Below are 17,397 nucleotides of genomic sequence, written 5' to 3'. Positions count from 1 at the left end.
GCGCCGATGCTTCATACCACTGCGCTGAAACTGAACAAGGAGTTCCGGAGAGCCTATTATCGGGGCCGTGCCTTTACCACTCCTGTAGTTGTGGTCTACACACTCAAAAACCACAAAGGCATCAACCGGATTGGCCTGACCGCAAGCAAAAAGGTCGGCAACGCGGTACAGCGCAACCGCGCGCGGCGTATCGTTAAGGAGGCTTACCGCCTTCTGGAAACAGAATTTCCCGTTGGGTGGGATTTTGTTTTTGTCGCGCGCGCCAAAACCGTCTACGCCTCAACAAATGATGTGATCAGGGCCATGCGTTTTGCCCTGAAAAAGCTGTTCCCTACGACATGAAGAAATTTGTTTTGGGGTTGATCCGCCTTTATCAGCGGATCTTTTCCCCGCTCAAAGGCCAACCGACCTGCAGGTTCTATCCGACCTGTTCGGTCTATGCCTACACCGCGGTTTCCCGATTCGGCGTCCTGCGCGGCGGCTGGCTCGCGCTGCGGCGCATCCTGTGCTGCCATCCTTTCAATCCGGGCGGGATCGATCCCGTGCCGGACAAGTTCACACTTCGAAAAATCAAAAATGAGAGGAAACAAAAATAGATGCAGATCATTAATACCATTTTTGGTTATCCGCTCGGCTGGATCATGTGGCTTTGTTATAAAGTCATTCCGATCTATGGCGTCGCGCTGATCGTATTCACCATCATCATGCGCGCGATCCTGATCCCGTTTTCGATCAAACAGCAAAAGTCGATGGTGAAAATGCAGATCTTCCAGCCCAAAATGCAGGAGATCCAAAAGAAATATGCCAATAACCGCGAAAAAATGAACGAAGAGATGATGAAGCTCTATCAGGAGGAGAACTATAACCCGATGTCGGGCTGTCTCCCCATGGTGATCCAGTTTCCGGTTCTCTTCGGTCTCATCGATGTCATCTACCGCCCGATGACCCATATCCTGCGTTTCGGCAGCGAAATTGTCAATCAGGCGGCGACGATTGCCGCGCCACTGCTCAATGTCGCGGCGGACACCTTTACCAAGGACTATTCCTCCCAGCTGAAGATCATTGGCGCGGTTCAGCAGAACCCGGACGCCTTTTCCGGCATCCCGGGTTTTGTTGAGGCGGTCAACACCCTGAACCTCAATTTCCTGGGCATTGACCTGACCCAGACCCCGTCGGTCGGCCAGTTCAATATCCTGTGGATTATTCCGATCCTGTCAGGACTGACATCGGTCCTGATGACCATCTTTACCATGAAGCAGACCGCTGCCGCTTCGGCGGGCAACAGCTCTGCGGCCGGAATGAGCAAGGGCATGATGCTGATGATGCCCCTTATGTCGGTGTGGTTTGCGTTTATCCTGCCTGCTGGCGTGGGCATCTACTGGATCATCTCGAACGTCCTGATGGCGATACAGACCTTCCTGCTCAATAAATTCATGAACCCTGTCAAGTTGGCGGAGCAGGCCCGTGAGGAAATGGAAATCAAGCGGGAAGAGGCGCGGCAGGCAAAGATTGAGGCCAAAAAACAGGCCCGCGAGGAAGCCAAGGCGCGTGGTGAAAATCCGGAAGACATTGAAAAAGCGCTTTCCCAGAAGGAGATCAATCGTATCAAGCTTGCGGAAGCGCGCAGGCGGATGGCGGAAAAATACGGCGATTCTTACACAGACGTCACAGACGAGGATTTGAAGTAGGAGGCGCATCATGAAAGAAATCATTCAGGAAGCCAGAAATGTCGAAGAAGCGATCGACCTTGCCTGTAAAGCGCTTGACGTCGACCGCGATCTGATAGAATTTGAAATTATCACACTGCCGAAACGTGGATTTTTGGGTCTTAAAAATACCCCGGCAAAGGTCCGTGTCTATGTGGAGGAGCCGGAAGAGCCGGTAAAACCGGTCGTTCAGGAAAAACCGGAGCGCAAATCCGCGCAGCCGGCTGAGAGACCCGTGCAGCCCAAAACTGAACGCAGGGAGCGTCCCAAGCAGGAGCCGAAAAAGGAACAGCCCAAACAGGCTGCTGAAAAACCGGCCGAGAAACCTGCGCAGCCGGCGCCGGAAGTGAAGTTCGTGGATGCGGATGAAGTGGACGGTAAGGCGAGGACTGCCGCCGATTATGTCAAGTCTGTGCTCAGTGAGATGGGTGTGGACGCGAAAATTGCGGTTGGATTTACAGAAAATGGAATAATCTTGCGCCTGTCAGGTGAAGGCCTGGGCGTAATCATTGGCCGCAGGGGTGAAACCCTCGACGCGTTGCAGTATCTTTCCGGCTTGGTGGCTAACCGGCAGGAAGGTGACTACATCCGCGTGACCATCGATTCGGGAAACTACCGTGAAAAACGGGAGCGCACTCTGGAACAGCTTGCGAAGAAGCTCTCCAATTCCGCGATCCGCCGCGGCCGCGCCACGACGCTCGAGCCGATGAATCCTTATGAACGTCGTATCATTCATGCGACTGTTTCAAAGATAGACGGGGTATCCTCCACCTCGATCGGTGAAGAGCCGAACCGCAGGGTTGTGATCACTCCGGACAATGTGAAAACGCAGGCGCCGCGCGGCGGTAAAAATCAGGGGCGGGGCGGAAACCGCCCGCCGCGCCGTGACGGCGAACGCCGTGATGGCAGCCGCGGTGGAAGGGATAATCGCGACAATCGTTCACGTGATGGTGGAAACCGTCCTGGCGGACGTTACAACGGCGGCCCTCGCCGTGACCGCAAGGAGAATTCTTTCGGCGAAACGGTAAAACCGACTCCAACCGATGTCGATCGCGAATACGCGAAGGAAATCGAACGGGAGGCGCCTGTCTTTGTGAAGCCGGATCAGGCGGAAAAACCCGCCGCGCCGCAGGCCCCGGTTCGGGAAACCGCCCGCAAGGAAGGCGACGATCTTCCGCTTTACGGGAAAATCGAGCTGTAAAGAAAATAAATGGGAGGAGGTTTCACGTGAAACCTCCTTTCTTTCTATTCCATCAGAATTGCGTTGGGAGGATATCATGGACGGGAATGCCGTAATTGCTGCAATTTCCACACCGCTTGGTGTGGGAGGAATCGGGGTGGTCCGGATTTCTGGGGACGGCGCCTTTGCGGTGGCGGACCGTATGGTGCGTACAGCAAAGAAAATTCCGGTTTCGCAGATGCCGGGTTATACCTGCGCCTACGGGCGTGCATGTGACCGGCTTGGTGAAATCGATGAGGTAATTGTCACGGTCTTTCACGCGCCGCACAGCTTTACCGGCGAGGATGTGGTCGAAATTGCTTCGCATGGCGGTGTTTATCTGGTGAACCGGATTTTGCGCGCCGCTTATGAATGCGGGGCGCGTCCGGCCGAAGCCGGGGAGTTCACCCGGCGGGCATTTCTAAACGGCAAGCTCGATTTGACCCGGGCCGAAGCGGTTGGGGATCTGATCGCGGCGCAGGGCAGGCAGGCGGCACGCGCTGCGCTGACCGCGCGGGACGGCGCGCTTTATCAGAGAATTGAGAAAATCACCGGAAAGCTGGTCGCACAGGCGGGACATCTGGCCGCGTGGATCGACTATCCTGAGGAGGAGATTGTCGAGGTTGACGCTGCGGATCTTGCAGAAACCCTGCGGGAATGTGAGCGGGATCTGCGCAAACTGCTGGCAACCTATGATGCGGGAAAGGTCATCCGGGAAGGAATCGAAGTGGCGATTGTCGGGCGTCCGAATGTCGGGAAGTCCACCCTGATGAACCTACTGGCCGGCTATCAGCGGAGCATTGTCTCCGAACAGGCGGGGACCACCCGCGACGTTGTGAGTGATTCGGTGCGGCTGGGAGAAATTGTGCTGCATCTTTCCGATACAGCTGGAATTCGCGCCTCGGATGATCCAATCGAACAGGCGGGTGTTGAACTTGCGGTTGACCGTCTGCAAAGGGCGCAGCTTGTATTGGCGGTTTTTGATGGTTCCGAGGCGCTCAGCGATGATGACCGGCGGGTGATCGCCGCCTGCAAAGGCATCCCTGCAATTGCGCTGGTGAATAAAAACGATCTCGAACAGCGGCTGGATCTTGGCGTGATTCAGGATGGCTTTGCCCATGTGCTGCAAATTTCCGCGAGGCAGGCTGATGGGGCACAGCAGTTGGAAGAACGGATTACGGAACTCTTTGCGCTTGGCAAATTTGATCCTTCCGCAGCGATATTGGCAAATGAACGTCAGCGCGCCGGTGCGCTTGCGGCTGTTGAGGAGCTAGCGGAAGCAATTTGCGCGCTGGAGAGCGGGGTTTCCTATGATGCGGTTTGCGTCTGCATTGAGAATTCGATTGACGCGTTGCTCACGCTGACCGGTAAGCGCGCCTCGCAGGAAGTCGTCGACCAGGTCTTTTCAAAATTCTGTGTCGGTAAATAGTGGGAAGAGTATAATGCTTTTTGAATGCAAAAGATTTAGAAGGATAAAAGTTTCGGTCAAGCCTGTTCAAAGGCTTGCGGATTTCCAGGGCAGCGCCTTGGTTCTTTTTCAAGAAAAAGAGGGCGATGAGGTGATACAATGACTTATCAAGCGGAAAATTATGATGTGGCGGTGATCGGCGCGGGGCATGCGGGGATCGAAGCGGCGCTCGCGGCGGCGCGGCTTGGCGCATCGACGATCCTTTTCACCATCTCGCTTGACGCGATTGGAAATCTGCCCTGCAACCCTTCGATCGGCGGGACAGCGAAGGGGCACCTTGTGCGGGAGATCGATGCGCTTGGCGGCGAGATGGGGAAGGCGGCGGATGCGACCTTTATCCAGAGCCGGATGCTGAACCGCGGAAAGGGACCCGCTGTTCACAGTCTGCGGGTGCAGGCCGACCGGAAAAGCTATCACCGCTATATGAAGCAGATCTTGGAGAATCAGGATCTCCTCGATCTCAAACAGGCTGAAATCGTGGAGATCCGGACAGAAAATGGCCGTGTCAGTGGTGTAGTGACAGAACTGGGCGCGATTTATGGTGCAAAAACGGTGATTCTTGCGACCGGCACCTACCTGCATGGAAAGATTTATGTCGGTGAATATACAGCGGAAAGCGGTCCGGATGGAATGCATCCGGCGCGCGGCCTGTCCGATTCGCTGCGGTTGCTTGGAATCCCGCTGCGCCGCTTTAAGACCGGGACACCTGCCCGCGTCGACCGCCGGTCGATCGATTTTTCCAAGATGGAAGTGCAGCCGGGCGATGAACCGATCACGCCCTTTTCCTTTGAAACCGATCCGGCCGGCCTCAAAAATCAGTCGGTCTGTTATATGACCTATACCAATGAAAAAACCCATCAGGTAATCCGCGAAAACCTCGGCCGGTCCCCGCTTTACGGCGGCAAGATCGAAGGGGTCGGCCCACGCTACTGCCCAAGCATCGAGGATAAAGTAGTGCGTTTTTCAGACAAGCCCCGGCATCAGCTTTTTATCGAACCCATGGGACTGGATACCAATGAAATGTATCTGCAGGGGATGTCCTCCTCGTTGCCGGAGGAGGTGCAGATCAAGTTCTACCGTACAATTGAGGGCTTTGAAAATCTGCGGGTCATGCGCAACGCCTATGCCATTGAATATGACTGCGTCGACCCGACCTGTCTCACGGCGTCACTCGAATTCAAATCAGTGAAGGGCCTTTTTGGGGCGGGGCAGTTCAATGGGACGAGCGGTTATGAGGAAGCTGCCGCGCAGGGACTCATAGCAGGGGTAAACGCGGCGCGTCAGGTACAGGGGAAAGAACCGGTTGTCCTTGACCGGGCGAGCTCCTACATTGGCACGCTGATCGATGATCTGGTGATCAAGGGCTGCAATGATCCCTATCGGATGATGACCTCCCGGTCAGAATACCGGCTGCTGCTGCGGCAGGACAATGCCGACGCGCGTCTCACCCCGCTTGGCTATGAAATCGGGCTTATCAGTGAGACTCGTTACCAGCGGTTTTTGAATAAACAGCGGATGATTAAAACCGAGCTTGCACGCCTTGAAAAAACGGTCGTTCCACCGTCGGAGGAGCTCAATGGACTGCTTGTTTCACGTGAAACAGCACCGCTTACGACCGGGTCAAAGCTGGCCGATCTGATCCGGCGGCCGCAGCTTAGCTATGCAGAGCTCGCGCCATTCGACCCGCAGAGGCCAAATCTGCCGGCAGAAGTGCGCGAACAGGCCGAAATCGTAATCAAATACGAGGGATATATCAAAAAGCAGATGGCGCAGATTGCTCAGATGCGAAAGCTCGAAAGCCGGCTGCTGCCGCCGAAGCTCGATTATGCCGCAATCGGCGGCCTTCGGCTGGAAGCGGTCGAGAAACTGACAAAGATGCGACCGGCGAATATCGGGCAGGCATCGCGGATCAGCGGTGTGAGCCCGGCCGACATTTCAGTGCTGCTCATCTGGCTGGGACAAAACCGGCCGGGCAGGGAAGGGGAGAATCCATGATCGATCGGAAAATGCTGCTGGAATATGCGGCGGGGATTGGCGTGCAGCTTGGTGAAAATCAGCTTGACCAGTTTGACCTTTATGCGCAAACGCTGGTAGAATGGAATGAGAAGATCAACCTTACAGCAATTGTGAAACCGGAAGAGATTGTGGTGAAGCATTTTGTGGACAGCCTTTGTCTGCTGCATGAGGTCCAGGTCCCACAAAATGCCAGGCTGATCGATGTGGGGACTGGAGCGGGTTTCCCATCGGTGCCGCTAAAGATTGCGCGGCCTGATCTGCGGGTGACCCTGCTCGACAGCCTCAACAAGCGGGTGATTTTTCTGGAGGAACTTTCCCGGCGATTGGGACAGCGGAATGAATGCCTGCATTCCCGCGCGGAGGACGCGGGAAAAGGGCAGGAGCGCCGTGAGCGCTACGATGTAGCCACCGCGCGCGCGGTGGCGCATCTGCGGGAGCTTTCGGAGTACTGCATCCCGTTTGTAAAGTTGGGCGGGCTCTTTGCGGCCCTTAAAAGCGGGGAGATCGAACAGGAAATCAGCGAATCCGGTAAGGCAATCCAGGCAATGGGGGGGCGGCTGGAGGAGGTAAGGCGCTTCAAATTGCCTGATGGAAGTCACAGAACCATCGTATTGGTGAGAAAAATATCGCAGACGTCGACAAAATATCCACGGCCTCACGCAAAAATGGCCAAAAATCCGCTAATCTGAGTCACAGATTGGCGGATTTTGTTATTTTGCGCGACCAAAAGTGCTGGAAATTAGGCATATTTCATGATAGGATGTCTACAGAACAGGAAGGACGTGAAAAGCATGGGGATCTTTGCGAAACAGAAAGTTGTAAACCGTGTCGTGCTTCTCGACGTGGATGAGATCGCATCCAACCCCTATCAGCCGCGGCGGCAGTTCGACCCGAAAGCAATGCGGGAGCTCGCCGACAGCATCCGTCAGAACGGCCTGCTCCAACCGGTGACCGTCCGGCAGAACCCTATGGGAGGATTTGAACTGATTGCGGGAGAACGCAGGCTGATGGCCTGCAAAATGATTGGGAAGGAAAAAATTCCGGCAATCGTTGAAAGTTTCGACGACGAAAAATCCGCGGTATTCGCGCTGATCGAAAATTTGCAGCGCAAAGATCTGAACTACTTTGAAGAAGCGGCCGGCATCCAACAGCTGATGCAGCATGGCGGTATGACCCAGCAGCAGGTGGCGGAACGGCTTGGAAAAGCCCAGTCCACAGTGGCGAACAAACTGCGCCTGCTCACCTTCAGTGAGGAGCTGCGGCGCAAGATGCTTGATTCGGGCCTGACAGAACGGCATGCGCGTGCACTTTTAAAATTGCCGGACGAGCAGAGTGTGGAACTTGCGATGATGCATATCATCAGCCAGCGGCTGAACGTGGGGGAGAGCGAACGGTATATCGATTCGCTGCTTGAACCGGACGAGCCACAGGAACAGCACCCCAAATCCACCAGGCTTTTTGTCGTAAAGGATCTGCGGATCTTTATGAATACCATTTCAAAGGCAGTGACAACCATGAAGCTTGCGGGCATCGAGATTGACACCTGCAAGGAGGAGGATGAGAATTACATCAATTACACCATGCGCATTCCCAAGAAAAGCGCATATCGGACACACAGCGCATAATCCCCAGTCGCCAACCTCTGGCCGCGGCGGTGGATACAGCACATCGTGGCGCCGGATTGGTAAAAAATAAATACACGTTTCCCTGCAGCAAAGCCGCCCGAAAGGGCGGCTTTGCTGCGTCTCTGGAATAAGTCTTTCAAAAAAGGGTTTTCAGCCGGTCTTTTTGCTTCTTAATGCGCCACCAGGAATTCAATGTTTCATGTGAAACATCAATTTTACTTGAATATCGCTTAACAAATTCGAAGGGATATGCTATAATCAATAACAGACCCCAAAAGGGATTCATTTTCAGCGGCTGGAGGTTAAAATGGGAAAAATCATAGCGATTGCAAACCAGAAAGGCGGCGTCGGAAAAACGACCACGGCGGTCAACCTTACGGCGGCGCTCGGCGCCAAAGGCCACAAAGTCTTGCTGGTGGACGTTGACCCGCAGGGGAATTCAACCTCCGGACTTGGCATCAATAAGCGGGATTTGCAGAATTCCACCTACGACCTGCTGGTTTCCGCGGCTGGTGTGGAAGAGGTCCTGGTGCATACGCCGTTTGAAAATGTGGACATCCTCCCGTCGAACATTGCGCTCGCGGGCGCGGAGATCGAACTGGTCGAACTGCAAAACCGCGCGATGCGCCTTAAAAACGCGCTTTTAAAGATCAAAGCGGATTATGATTTCATCCTGATTGACTGCCCGCCGTCGCTGGGGATCATCACGCTCAATGCCTTTACCGCGAGCGACACGCTGCTCATCCCGATCCAATGCGAATATTACGCGCTGGAAGGGCTCTCCCAGTTGATGAGTACCCTGCGGCAGGTCAAACGCCTCTACAACCCCAATATTGATATTGAAGGCGTGCTGCTCACCATGTACGACGCCAGGCTTAATCTGACCGTACAGGTGGTGGCGGAGCTCAAAAAATACTTCCCGCAGAAGATATACCGCACGGTTGTGCCCCGCAATGTACGGCTTTCGGAGGCGCCGAGCTTCGGCCAGCCGGTCATGTATTACGACCGGGCGTCCAAGGGCTGCGCGGCATACGACCAGCTGGCGGATGAATTCCTGCAAAAGAACAAGATAAGGGGGAAATGATTTGGCAAAAGCAAAAGGCGGCCTCGGCAAAGGGTTAGAGGCGCTGTTTGTTGACAATAATACCGATACAGGGGCCGTTTCGACCCTGCCGGTCAGCGAAATCGAACCCAACCGCGACCAGCCCCGCAAGCAGTTTGACGCGGCGGCGCTGGCTGACCTGGCTGATTCGATCCGCGAGTACGGCGTGCTCCAGCCTTTGGTGGTGCGTCCCATGCCGGACGGGAGCTACCAGCTTGTGGCGGGCGAACGCCGTTGGCGCGCTTCCCGGATGGCGGGGCTTTCCGAGGTCCCTGTCGTCATTAAGGAGCTGACCGATGCGCAGACGATGGAACTCGCGCTCATCGAAAACCTGCAGCGCGAGGATCTCAACCCAATTGAGGAGGCGAACGGTTACCGCGAGCTGATGGATAAATTCGGGCTCACCCAGGAGCAGGTATCCGGCCGCGTGGGAAAATCCCGGCCGGTCGTCACCAACGCGATGCGGCTTTTAAATCTGCCGCCGGAGGTGCAGACGATGGTTTCCTCTGGGCAGATTTCATCGGGACACGCGCGGTCGCTCCTTTCGCTTGAGGATGCGGAAAGCATCCGCCAAACGGCGTTCGAAATCATCCGAAAAGGGCTCTCGGTCCGGCAGGTCGAAGCGATCGCCAAAAAGGCGAAAGCGGAAAAGAAGGGCCAAAAGGCTGCGAAACCGCAGACCGCCTGGGATCAGAGCTTTTTTACCGAGATGCAGCTCGCGCTGTCCCAGACCCTTTCCCGCAAGGTGAAGGTGGAAGGGGAAAATGGCAAAGGCCGGCTGATCATCGAATTTTATGACGAGGACGACCTCAAACGGCTTGCCGCCTCGCTTGAAAAGACACAGGAATAATACAGAAGATTATTGGAGGAAACTGGAATGTTAGACATCAAATTTTTGCGGACGAATCCGGAAGTCGTAAAGGAGAACATCCGCAAGAAATTTCAGGACGAAAAGCTCCCGCTGGTGGATGAAGTCATCGAAATGGATCAGCAGTTCCGGGATGCCAAGACCCGCTGCGATTATCTGCGCAGCCAGCGCAACACGATCAGCAAACAGATTGGCGGCCTGATGGCGAAAGGGCAGAAGGAAGAGGCCGAAGCCGCCAAGGCGCAGGTCACTGCGATGGCGGATGAGCTGGCCGCGCTGGAAGTGAAGGAGGATGAGCTTGCTGCTGAGATCCGCAAACGCATGCTGGTGATTCCGAATATCATCGATCCCACGGTCCCGATTGGGAAAGACGACAGCGAGAACGTTGAACTGGAGAAATTTGGCGAACCGGTTGTTCCGGATTTCGAGGTGCCGTATCATGTGGATATCATGGAGCGGCTGCACGGCATCGACCTTGATTCCGCCCGTAAGACAAGCGGAAACGGCTTCTATTACCTCTGCGGCGACATCGCCCGCCTGCATTCCGCGATCCTCTCGTATGCCCGCGATTTCATGATCGACCGGGGCTTCACCTATTATATTCCGCCGTTCATGATTCGCTCGAACGTTGTCACCGGCGTTATGAGCTTTGCCGAGATGGAAAACATGATGTACAAGATCGAGGGCGAGGATCTTTACCTGATCGGTACCAGTGAGCATTCGATGATCGGCAAATTCATCGACACCATCCTCGATGAGGATAAGCTCCCACAGACACTCACCAGCTATTCGCCGTGCTTCCGCAAAGAAGTCGGCGCGCACGGCATTGAGGAGCGCGGCGTTTACCGCATCCATCAGTTCGAAAAGCAGGAGATGATCGTCGTCTGTAAACCGGAGGAGAGCCCAATGTGGTACGAGAAGCTCTGGAACAACACGGTTGACTTCTTCCGTTCGTTGGATATCCCTGTGCGCACGCTCGAATGCTGCTCGGGCGACCTGGCGGATCTGAAGGTCAAATCGCTCGACGTGGAGGCCTGGAGCCCGCGCCAGAAGAAATACTTTGAGGTCGGCAGCTGCTCGAACCTCGGTGACGCGCAGGCGCGCCGCCTGGGCATCCGTATCCGGAGCAAGGAGAAGGGGAATTATTTTGCCCACACCCTCAACAATACCGTTGTGGCTCCGCCGCGGATGCTGATCGCCTTCCTGGAGAATAATCTGCAGGCGGATGGCTCGGTCAGAATTCCACAGCCGCTGCAGATGTATATGGGCGGCAAAACTGCGATCACTGAATAAAGCGAAAAACAGTGGAGTCTCCTTTTGCCGGACAGGCAAAAGGAGACAGCTGTTTTTCAACCGTTTCCGTATAAACAGTTGAAAAACAGAGAAGCTAACGAAGGAGGAATCCGGGCCGATGGCAGAAACATTTGCGAAGGAAATTACCGTGCTCGAACCGGAATGCGATGTCAACAAAAAGATGAGCGTCTCCAACATCATGCGGCATGCGCAGCAGATGGGAAGCGACCATATTTGTAAAAAAGGAATAAATTACAACAGAATGTATAAAGATGGCATGGCTTTTGTCGTTTCAAAGATGCTGATCACCATTGCCCGCCGCCCAACTTTTGGTGAGCGGCTGCTGCTGACCACCATCCCTAAACAACCCAAAGGCGTACAATTTGTGCGTGATACCATCTTTGAGACGCTTGAAGGGGAGAAGTTGGTCGAGGTGAGCATCTCTTGGGTGCTGGTTGACCCGACCACCCACAGAATCCTGCGGCCGAATGCCTTTGAAATTTACGGATTTGACATGTTCCCCAACGACGGGGAATCGATCATCTCCTACAAGATCAAAAAACCGGAACAGAGCGGCATTCTGCATATGCGGCAGGTGAAATACAGCGACATCGATTATAACCGTCATGTCAATAATGCCATCTATGCGGACATCGTCTGTGACCTGGTCCCGCAGGAAACCATGCTTTATAAAGAGCCGGAAAGCTTTGGGATCATCTATCACAAGGAGGCGGTTCTCAACCAGATCATTGAGCTGGAGGTCACCCCATCCTGGAGCGGACTCAGTTTTTATGTGGGTGGTTTGGTTGCTGGAAACCGCTGCTTTGAGGCTGAAATCCGATTCCGCTGAGAGCGAGATTTTTTATTTCAGGATGGAGAAAAACTATTGACAAATATAGGTCCATCAGTTATAATATAACTCGCCTGCTTGTACAGAATGTGCGGGCAGCGGCATGGCGGTATAGCTCAGTTGGCTAGAGCATTCGGTTCATACCCGAAGTGTCACCGGTTCGAATCCAGTTACCGCTACCAATTGGGCCTCACCAATTTTGATGAGGCCCAGATAATATGGCCTGTTCGTCAAGTGGTTAAGACACCGCCCTTTCACGGCGGGTTCACGGGTTCGAATCCCGTACAGGTCACCAAAAGAAAAACCCCGTAGATAGGCTTAGAAAGCCGGTCTATGGGGTTTCTTGTTTTATCCGAAATGCGATTTTACGCTTATGCCTTCTCTTTTTTGAGTTTTAGGGCGCTCGAAACCGCATCCGTTGCCGCCGCCTGTGCCGCTGCAAAAGTGTGGGCGTAGATGTTCAAAGTGGTGGAGGTTTGTGAGTGGCCGAGCGCCGCCGAGACTGTGCGGATATCCGTGCCGCCATTTATCAACAATGTGGCATTCAGATGTCGAAAACTATGAATGTTAATCTGGCGCATTCCCACGCGGTTAAGGAATTCATGCAGCCACCCTTGCGGGCTATTGGGGTTCATGGGTTTTCCGTTCCACCCAGTAAAAAGCCGGTCACTGTTGACCCATTGAGAGCCTAGCCGGAGTTGTTCGGCTGCTTGTACGGCCTTGTACTGACGGAGCAGGGCAATGACATCATCAGGCAGTTTCAAACTGCGCATAGAACCTTTTGTTTTGGGCGTGTCGGTGAACACGCCTTTTTCTTTTGTGTAAAGACTGGTTCGCTGGATCGTGACAACGCCCGTGTCGAAATCAATGTCTTTCCATTCCAGGCCGAGAAGTTCCCCGCGACGAAACCCGCCGTAGATAGCAAGGGTAAAGAACACCCGCCACTGGATCGGCTCTTTCTCCAGGTACTCTAAGAACTGCTGTGCCTCCTCCAACGAGTAGCAGGGCCGTTCTTTCTGTGGGATCGTTGGCAAGGTCACACCCCGGCAGGGGTTGGAGTGTTTTATCCCCAATTAGGTGTAAAATTCTGCTCGATGGCGGGCGGCGGCGTACAAAAATCTATATGGTGTTTTTAAGAGAACCATCCAGGCGGGACAGGTCAGGCAGTGACCTGTTCCACCTCCGGGATGGGTTTGAGATTAAAATGAATTTCGATAGAAATGTGTCTTGTTTTATCTTCGTCAATGCGCTCATGCACGACGATTTCTTTGATTAAGCGGTTAAGGGTGGCTGCATCCAGCTCTGTGATGTTGGCGTATTCCTGAATGGCTTCCACCCATTGTTTTGCATCATTGGCAAGCTGGACTTCATCGGACAGCCGCTTTCTGCCCTCGGACACTTTTGTTTTAAGCTCCGTCTGCTCGGTCTGCGTCTTTTCCAGCATGGTGTTGAAGTTCTGCTCACTGATACGCCCTGCAATCATATCCTCATAAAGCCGCATTACCATTTTGTCCAGAACCTCAATCCGTTCCTCGTCCCTTGTAAGGGAGCGTTCCATTGCTTCCCGCTGTTCCCGCTGCTCGGCTTCACAGGTATTGGTCAGGCGGTCGGCAACCGCTTCTCCGTCCATCAGGGCAGCTCTGGCACATTCCCGGATTTTCCGCAGCACATGACTGTAAAGGGTGTCATAATCAATCCGGTGCTGGGTGCAGTGGTTCTTTCCAAAGGCATTGTAGGTCTTGCAGGAGTAAATCCGCTGGGGATGTTTTGCGTTTGTGTAGCGTATCGTCAGCGACTTCCCACACTCGCCGCATTTTATCAGTCCGGCAAACAGGCTGATTTCATTGGTCTGCCCCGGACGCTGGCGGGATTTCAGCTTGTTCTGCACAATATCAAAGCTCATGCGGTCAATCAGCGGTTCGTGCTGTCCCTCAACCACAACCCAGTCCTCCGGTTTCTTTTCCCCAATCGTGCCGATTTTGAAGCGGTAGTCTTTTTTCTGGGAAGCAATCGCCCCGGTGTAGACGGGATTCATCAAAAGGTCTTTGATAACGGAGAAGTCCCACATATACCGCCCGTTTTCCGGGTCTTTCTTTTCCCATTTGGTGCGGGTATTGCGAAGCCCCCGTTCCCGGTTCCACCATGTGGGGCAGGGGATTTTTTCTTCCTCCAGCCGTCTGCGGATATAGTTCGGACCATGACCGTTTAGGGCATATCCGAAAATCAGCCGCACAATCGGGGCGGTTTCCTCGTCAATGAGCAGATGGTTTTTGTCCTCCGGGTCTTTCCGATACCCAAACGGGGCAAGACACCCGGTAAACTGTCCTTTCTGCGCTTTCAGAAGATAAGAGGAATGGACTTTCTTGGAAATATCCTTGCTGTACATCTCGTTCAGGATATTCTTGAACGGGGCAATGTCGTTGTTATCCCGTAAGGTGTCGATACCGTCATTCATGGCGATATAGCGCACCCCGTTTCTTGGGAAAAAGTCCTCAATCAAATGCCCGGTTTGCAGATAGTTACGCCCCAGTCGGCTGAGGTCTTTCGTGATAACAAGGTTGATTTGCCTGCGCTCAATGGATCTCAACATTCTCTGTAAATCAGGACGCTCCATATTAAGACCTGTGAAGCCATCGTCCTGATAGACTGCCACAACCTCCCATCCCTGCTTTTCGCAGTATTTTTCCAGCATATCACGCTGGTTTGCGATACTGGCACTTTCGCCTTGCAGGTCATCGTCCTTTGACAGTCTGCAATAGACCGCTGCACGATAGCCCCCGGCAAGTGCCGAACCGATTGTTCTGTATTCCATTTCGTTCATCATAGCCATTTACCCACACAATCCAGACGGTATCCGGCTCTTTTGAACCTCATCTTCATTATACTTCAATTCTTTCTTTTTAGCAAGATATTCTTTTGTATTTGTCTTGCCGTATTTCTGGGAAATCAGGCTGACGAACACATCGGTGGCGTCCAGCTCCCCGTCAAATACAGTGGTCACATGAATCTCTGTTTTGTTTTTTGCCATAGGCAGTTATCCTCCATACATGAAAATAGCCAGACAGAGGGTGTCGGCAACGAAGTCCGGCAACGGGCTTCAAAAGACCTTGCAAACAATCTCAATCTGGCGGTGGTTACTATTTATACTTTTCTTTTATTTTTCTGTTGTTTTGGTTGTCATAGGGGAGAAAAGCCCGCAGTTATGGGTTTTTCCCCGGCAACCGGCTCGGCAACGGGATAGCAACGAAGTCGGCAACGGGCTGTCATTTTCAGAATGGAAGCTCCATCTGCTCCGTGACCTCCACAAAACCGTCCATAGATTTTTCGGGCGGGTTGTCGGTGTCCGTTGCCGGGATTTCACGCTCCCAGCCCTTTTGTCTGCCATATTCCGCAAACATTCTTGGATTGGAAAAGTAGTTCCACCCGGTAATGCACTGGTTCATTATCTCGTTGATTTCCCGGATTTCCCATTGCTTCGGCTCGTCAAAGGTGTGATTTAAGGCTTCCTTGTAGAGCTGCTTGGAACAGACCGTTTCCCCGGTGTACTTATCAAGGTAAGCCTGTATCATCCCGGCTTTGGTGTCCTCCGGCATAAAATCCCGCTGGTGTTCTTTGAGATACCGCTGCATGGCTGGGCTGAATGACAGCTTGTACCTGCCGCTTCGGTAAATCTCCATTGCTTCCGCCCACATCTGGCTGATATAGGCTCTGGAAGCGGCTTCGTCCTCCAAAATGTGAACCTCGGCTTGCTCCGGGTACACCATGACCGGGATAAATCGGCGGTTGCCGGAACGGTCAAGGGGGAGAAAGTCAAGGGCGTTGGAAGTACCGCCGAACACGCACTGACGGGGACGGTCTGCCGGGTGGGTTTCATAGGGTATCTTATAAACCTCTTTCTGTCGGCTTAGAAAAGACTTGATTTCCTCAATGCTCTTGGCATTGGCGGTTGCCATCATTTCCGACATTTCAATTATCCAGTGACCTTGCAGCTTGCGGTACACGTTATCATCGTCCAGCTTCCGCAAATCATCGGAAAACCACTCGTCCCGGACTGCCAGCAGACGGAAGAAGGTGGACTTGCCAGCCCCCTGACCGCCTACCAGACACAGCATGATTTCAAACTTGCTTCCGGGCTTAAATGCCCTTGTAATCGCCCCCAAAAGAAACAGCTTTAGGGCTTCATAGGTGTAATCGTCCACATCCGCCCCCAGAAAGTGCCGCAGACAGAAGCGGATGCGCTCCGTCCCGTCCCATGCAAGGCTGTTCAGAAAATCCCGGATGGGGTGGTACTTATTCTCATTCGCCACAATCCCGATGGCGGTTTCAATCTTTTTCTCACTGGTCAGCCCGTAGGTTTCCTCCAGATAGAGAAGCAGATACTTCATGTCTGTATCGGTCAGGGCTGTGCTTTCTCTGTGAAAACCGATGGGCTTTATGATGTCCTTTCGGTCGGTCAGGATGTTATAGGCGATTGCCCCGGCAAGCACCGGGTCACGCTGGAATACGGTCAGGCAGTTCCGTATGCTCTGGCGGACACCGCCTTTCTCGGTGGTTTCCAGAGTTGCCTTTACTTCCTCAATGCTCTGGGGCGGCTGCATGGCGTTCATGGTGTTTTTTAGTTCTTGCTGCGTCTGCGGCGGCAAGCTCTGCCATTCGCTGTTCAAGCTGTATCACATCCTTTCCATGTTCCGTAATCAGTGAAGCGATTTCCTCCGTATCCCCAAACAGCAGCACATCCAGCAGATATTCCACATGGGCTTGCTTCTGCAAGGCTTCCACGAACCGGGGATGAAACGCTTCCTCCGGGGAGTGCGGGGCATAGTCGGTTTTCCATACCCGTAAGAGGTGTAGATAATCGGCAAGGACACGGAAGCAATGTGCCTTTGCTTCCCGGAACTGTTCTTCCGGGGATTTCTGCCGGGGCTTGGGCTTCCTTGCCCTGCCCGGTGGCTTCCAGTCCTCATAGGCAAGCCCGAAGTCACTCGCCAACTGTGCGGCGGCTTCCTTTTTCCCCAGCCCGTACAGGGCAGCTACAAAATCAATCACATCCCCATCTGCACCACATCCGAAGCAGTGGAAACGCTTGTCCAGCTTCATGCTGGGGGTCTTATCGTTGTGGAACGGGCAGCAAGCCATCCCGTTTCTGTTTACCCGGATTCCGTAATGCTCCGCAGCCTGTCTTGTCGTAACGGACTGCTTCACAGCTTCAAATACATTCAAATCAATTCCTCCTTGTAAAAAAGAAAAGGC

The 17,397-nt window shown here is 53.6% G+C and carries 17 protein-coding genes and 2 tRNA genes; 14 read left to right on the top strand and 5 right to left on the bottom strand.

From position 1 onward, the window contains the following. The first annotated feature begins 6 nt into the window (after positions 1-6). The 14 genes from rnpA to BN4275_RS06615 all read left to right on the top strand — a co-directional run bounded on the left by rnpA (position 7) and on the right by BN4275_RS06615 (position 12,442). Positions 7-342, top strand: a complete 336-nt coding sequence (gene rnpA / locus BN4275_RS06680) for a ribonuclease P protein component (protein ID WP_066455757.1) — start codon at positions 7-9, stop codon at positions 340-342. After that, positions 339-596 carry a membrane protein insertion efficiency factor YidD gene (yidD, locus tag BN4275_RS06675; RefSeq protein WP_066455754.1) on the top strand — a complete coding sequence of 86 codons (258 nt, stop codon included), beginning with the start codon at positions 339-341 and terminating at the stop codon, positions 594-596. The genes rnpA and yidD overlap by 4 nt, the downstream gene beginning before the upstream one ends. Continuing rightward, positions 597-1,688, top strand: a complete 1,092-nt coding sequence (yidC, locus tag BN4275_RS06670) for a membrane protein insertase YidC (protein ID WP_066455751.1) — start codon at positions 597-599, stop codon at positions 1,686-1,688. Between the two features lie 10 nt (positions 1,689-1,698). Beyond that, positions 1,699-2,907, top strand: a complete 1,209-nt coding sequence (gene jag, locus BN4275_RS06665) for an RNA-binding cell elongation regulator Jag/EloR (protein ID WP_066455748.1) — start codon at positions 1,699-1,701, stop codon at positions 2,905-2,907. A gap of 76 nt (positions 2,908-2,983) precedes the next feature. Next, positions 2,984-4,354, top strand: a complete 1,371-nt coding sequence (mnmE, locus tag BN4275_RS06660) for a tRNA uridine-5-carboxymethylaminomethyl(34) synthesis GTPase MnmE (protein WP_066455745.1) — start codon at positions 2,984-2,986, stop codon at positions 4,352-4,354. Positions 4,355-4,492: 138 nt separating this feature from the next. After that, a complete protein-coding gene (mnmG, locus tag BN4275_RS06655; RefSeq protein WP_066455742.1) occupies positions 4,493-6,388 on the top strand; it encodes a tRNA uridine-5-carboxymethylaminomethyl(34) synthesis enzyme MnmG in 1,896 nt (631 codons plus the stop codon). Further along, the gene (gene rsmG / locus BN4275_RS06650) at positions 6,385-7,098 is read left to right on the top strand and encodes a 16S rRNA (guanine(527)-N(7))-methyltransferase RsmG (protein ID WP_066455738.1); all 714 of its coding nucleotides are present in this window, start codon (positions 6,385-6,387) and stop codon (positions 7,096-7,098) included. The genes mnmG and rsmG overlap by 4 nt, the downstream gene beginning before the upstream one ends. A 102-nt stretch (positions 7,099-7,200) precedes the next feature. Further along, positions 7,201-8,034 (top strand): ParB/RepB/Spo0J family partition protein, encoded by an 834-nt coding sequence (locus tag BN4275_RS06645; protein WP_066455729.1) that lies wholly within the window; start codon positions 7,201-7,203, stop codon positions 8,032-8,034. 307 nt (positions 8,035-8,341) lie between these two features. Further along, positions 8,342-9,118: a ParA family protein gene (locus tag BN4275_RS06640; protein WP_066455727.1), complete on the top strand. Its 777-nt coding sequence runs from the start codon at positions 8,342-8,344 to the stop codon at positions 9,116-9,118. 1 nt (position 9,119) lies between these two features. Further along, entirely contained in the window at positions 9,120-9,986 is an 867-nt protein-coding gene (locus BN4275_RS06635; protein WP_066455725.1) for a ParB/RepB/Spo0J family partition protein, read from the top strand. A 27-nt stretch (positions 9,987-10,013) separates the two neighbouring features. Further along, on the top strand, positions 10,014-11,297 hold the full coding sequence (serS, locus tag BN4275_RS06630; protein WP_066455723.1) for a serine--tRNA ligase: 1,284 nt from the start codon (positions 10,014-10,016) through the stop codon (positions 11,295-11,297). 118 nt (positions 11,298-11,415) lie between these two features. Further along, positions 11,416-12,147, top strand: coding sequence for an acyl-[acyl-carrier-protein] thioesterase (locus BN4275_RS06625; protein ID WP_066455720.1), 732 nt, complete (start codon positions 11,416-11,418; stop codon positions 12,145-12,147). Positions 12,148-12,252: 105 nt separating this feature from the next. Beyond that, positions 12,253-12,329 (top strand) — tRNA-Met (locus tag BN4275_RS06620). Between the two features lie 38 nt (positions 12,330-12,367). Beyond that, positions 12,368-12,442: transfer RNA gene (locus BN4275_RS06615), tRNA-Glu, on the top strand. 76 nt (positions 12,443-12,518) lie between these two features. Here the strand turns inward: BN4275_RS06615 and BN4275_RS06610 are convergent. The 5 genes from BN4275_RS06610 to BN4275_RS06590 form a co-directional block, all read right to left on the bottom strand. Then, the gene (locus BN4275_RS06610) at positions 12,519-13,181 is read right to left on the bottom strand and encodes a site-specific integrase (RefSeq protein WP_066455718.1); all 663 of its coding nucleotides are present in this window, start codon (positions 13,179-13,181) and stop codon (positions 12,519-12,521) included. A 125-nt stretch (positions 13,182-13,306) separates the two neighbouring features. Continuing rightward, on the bottom strand, positions 13,307-14,977 hold the full coding sequence (locus BN4275_RS06605; protein WP_005335872.1) for a recombinase family protein: 1,671 nt from the start codon (positions 14,975-14,977) through the stop codon (positions 13,307-13,309). Continuing rightward, positions 14,978-15,175, bottom strand: coding sequence for a hypothetical protein (locus tag BN4275_RS06600; protein ID WP_002595102.1), 198 nt, complete (start codon positions 15,173-15,175; stop codon positions 14,978-14,980). A gap of 241 nt (positions 15,176-15,416) precedes the next feature. Beyond that, positions 15,417-16,754, bottom strand: a complete 1,338-nt coding sequence (locus BN4275_RS06595) for a virulence-associated E family protein (protein WP_066455715.1) — start codon at positions 16,752-16,754, stop codon at positions 15,417-15,419. Beyond that, a complete protein-coding gene (locus BN4275_RS06590) occupies positions 16,723-17,367 on the bottom strand; it encodes a CHC2 zinc finger domain-containing protein (protein ID WP_066455714.1) in 645 nt (214 codons plus the stop codon). Before BN4275_RS06590 ends, BN4275_RS06595 begins: the two co-directional genes overlap by 32 nt. Positions 17,368-17,397 lie beyond the last annotated feature (30 nt).

It is taken from the genome of Anaerotruncus rubiinfantis, assembly GCF_900078395.1.
Lineage (GTDB): Bacteria > Bacillota > Clostridia > Oscillospirales > Ruminococcaceae > Anaerotruncus > Anaerotruncus rubiinfantis.
The sequence above is the reverse complement of the archived record's forward strand: the minus strand, read 5'-3'. Positions and strand labels throughout refer to the sequence as shown.

Bases quoted from the DNA above. Each gene is read 5' to 3' on its own strand.
- rnpA (WP_066455757.1), top strand. From the start codon at position 7: ATGCTTCATACCACTGCGCTGAAACTGAACAAGGAGTTCCGGAGAGCC.
- yidD (WP_066455754.1), top strand. From the start codon at position 339: ATGAAGAAATTTGTTTTGGGGTTGATCCGCCTTTATCAGCGGATCTTT.
- yidC (WP_066455751.1), top strand. From the start codon at position 597: ATGCAGATCATTAATACCATTTTTGGTTATCCGCTCGGCTGGATCATG.
- jag (WP_066455748.1), top strand. From the start codon at position 1,699: ATGAAAGAAATCATTCAGGAAGCCAGAAATGTCGAAGAAGCGATCGAC.
- mnmE (WP_066455745.1), top strand. From the start codon at position 2,984: ATGGACGGGAATGCCGTAATTGCTGCAATTTCCACACCGCTTGGTGTG.
- mnmG (WP_066455742.1), top strand. From the start codon at position 4,493: ATGACTTATCAAGCGGAAAATTATGATGTGGCGGTGATCGGCGCGGGG.
- rsmG (WP_066455738.1), top strand. From the start codon at position 6,385: ATGATCGATCGGAAAATGCTGCTGGAATATGCGGCGGGGATTGGCGTG.
- BN4275_RS06645 (WP_066455729.1), top strand. From the start codon at position 7,201: ATGGGGATCTTTGCGAAACAGAAAGTTGTAAACCGTGTCGTGCTTCTC.
- BN4275_RS06640 (WP_066455727.1), top strand. From the start codon at position 8,342: ATGGGAAAAATCATAGCGATTGCAAACCAGAAAGGCGGCGTCGGAAAA.
- serS (WP_066455723.1), top strand. From the start codon at position 10,014: ATGTTAGACATCAAATTTTTGCGGACGAATCCGGAAGTCGTAAAGGAG.
- BN4275_RS06625 (WP_066455720.1), top strand. From the start codon at position 11,416: ATGGCAGAAACATTTGCGAAGGAAATTACCGTGCTCGAACCGGAATGC.
- BN4275_RS06605 (WP_005335872.1), bottom strand. From the start codon at position 14,977: ATGGCTATGATGAACGAAATGGAATACAGAACAATCGGTTCGGCACTT.
- BN4275_RS06600 (WP_002595102.1), bottom strand. From the start codon at position 15,175: ATGGCAAAAAACAAAACAGAGATTCATGTGACCACTGTATTTGACGGG.
- BN4275_RS06595 (WP_066455715.1), bottom strand. From the start codon at position 16,754: ATGAACGCCATGCAGCCGCCCCAGAGCATTGAGGAAGTAAAGGCAACT.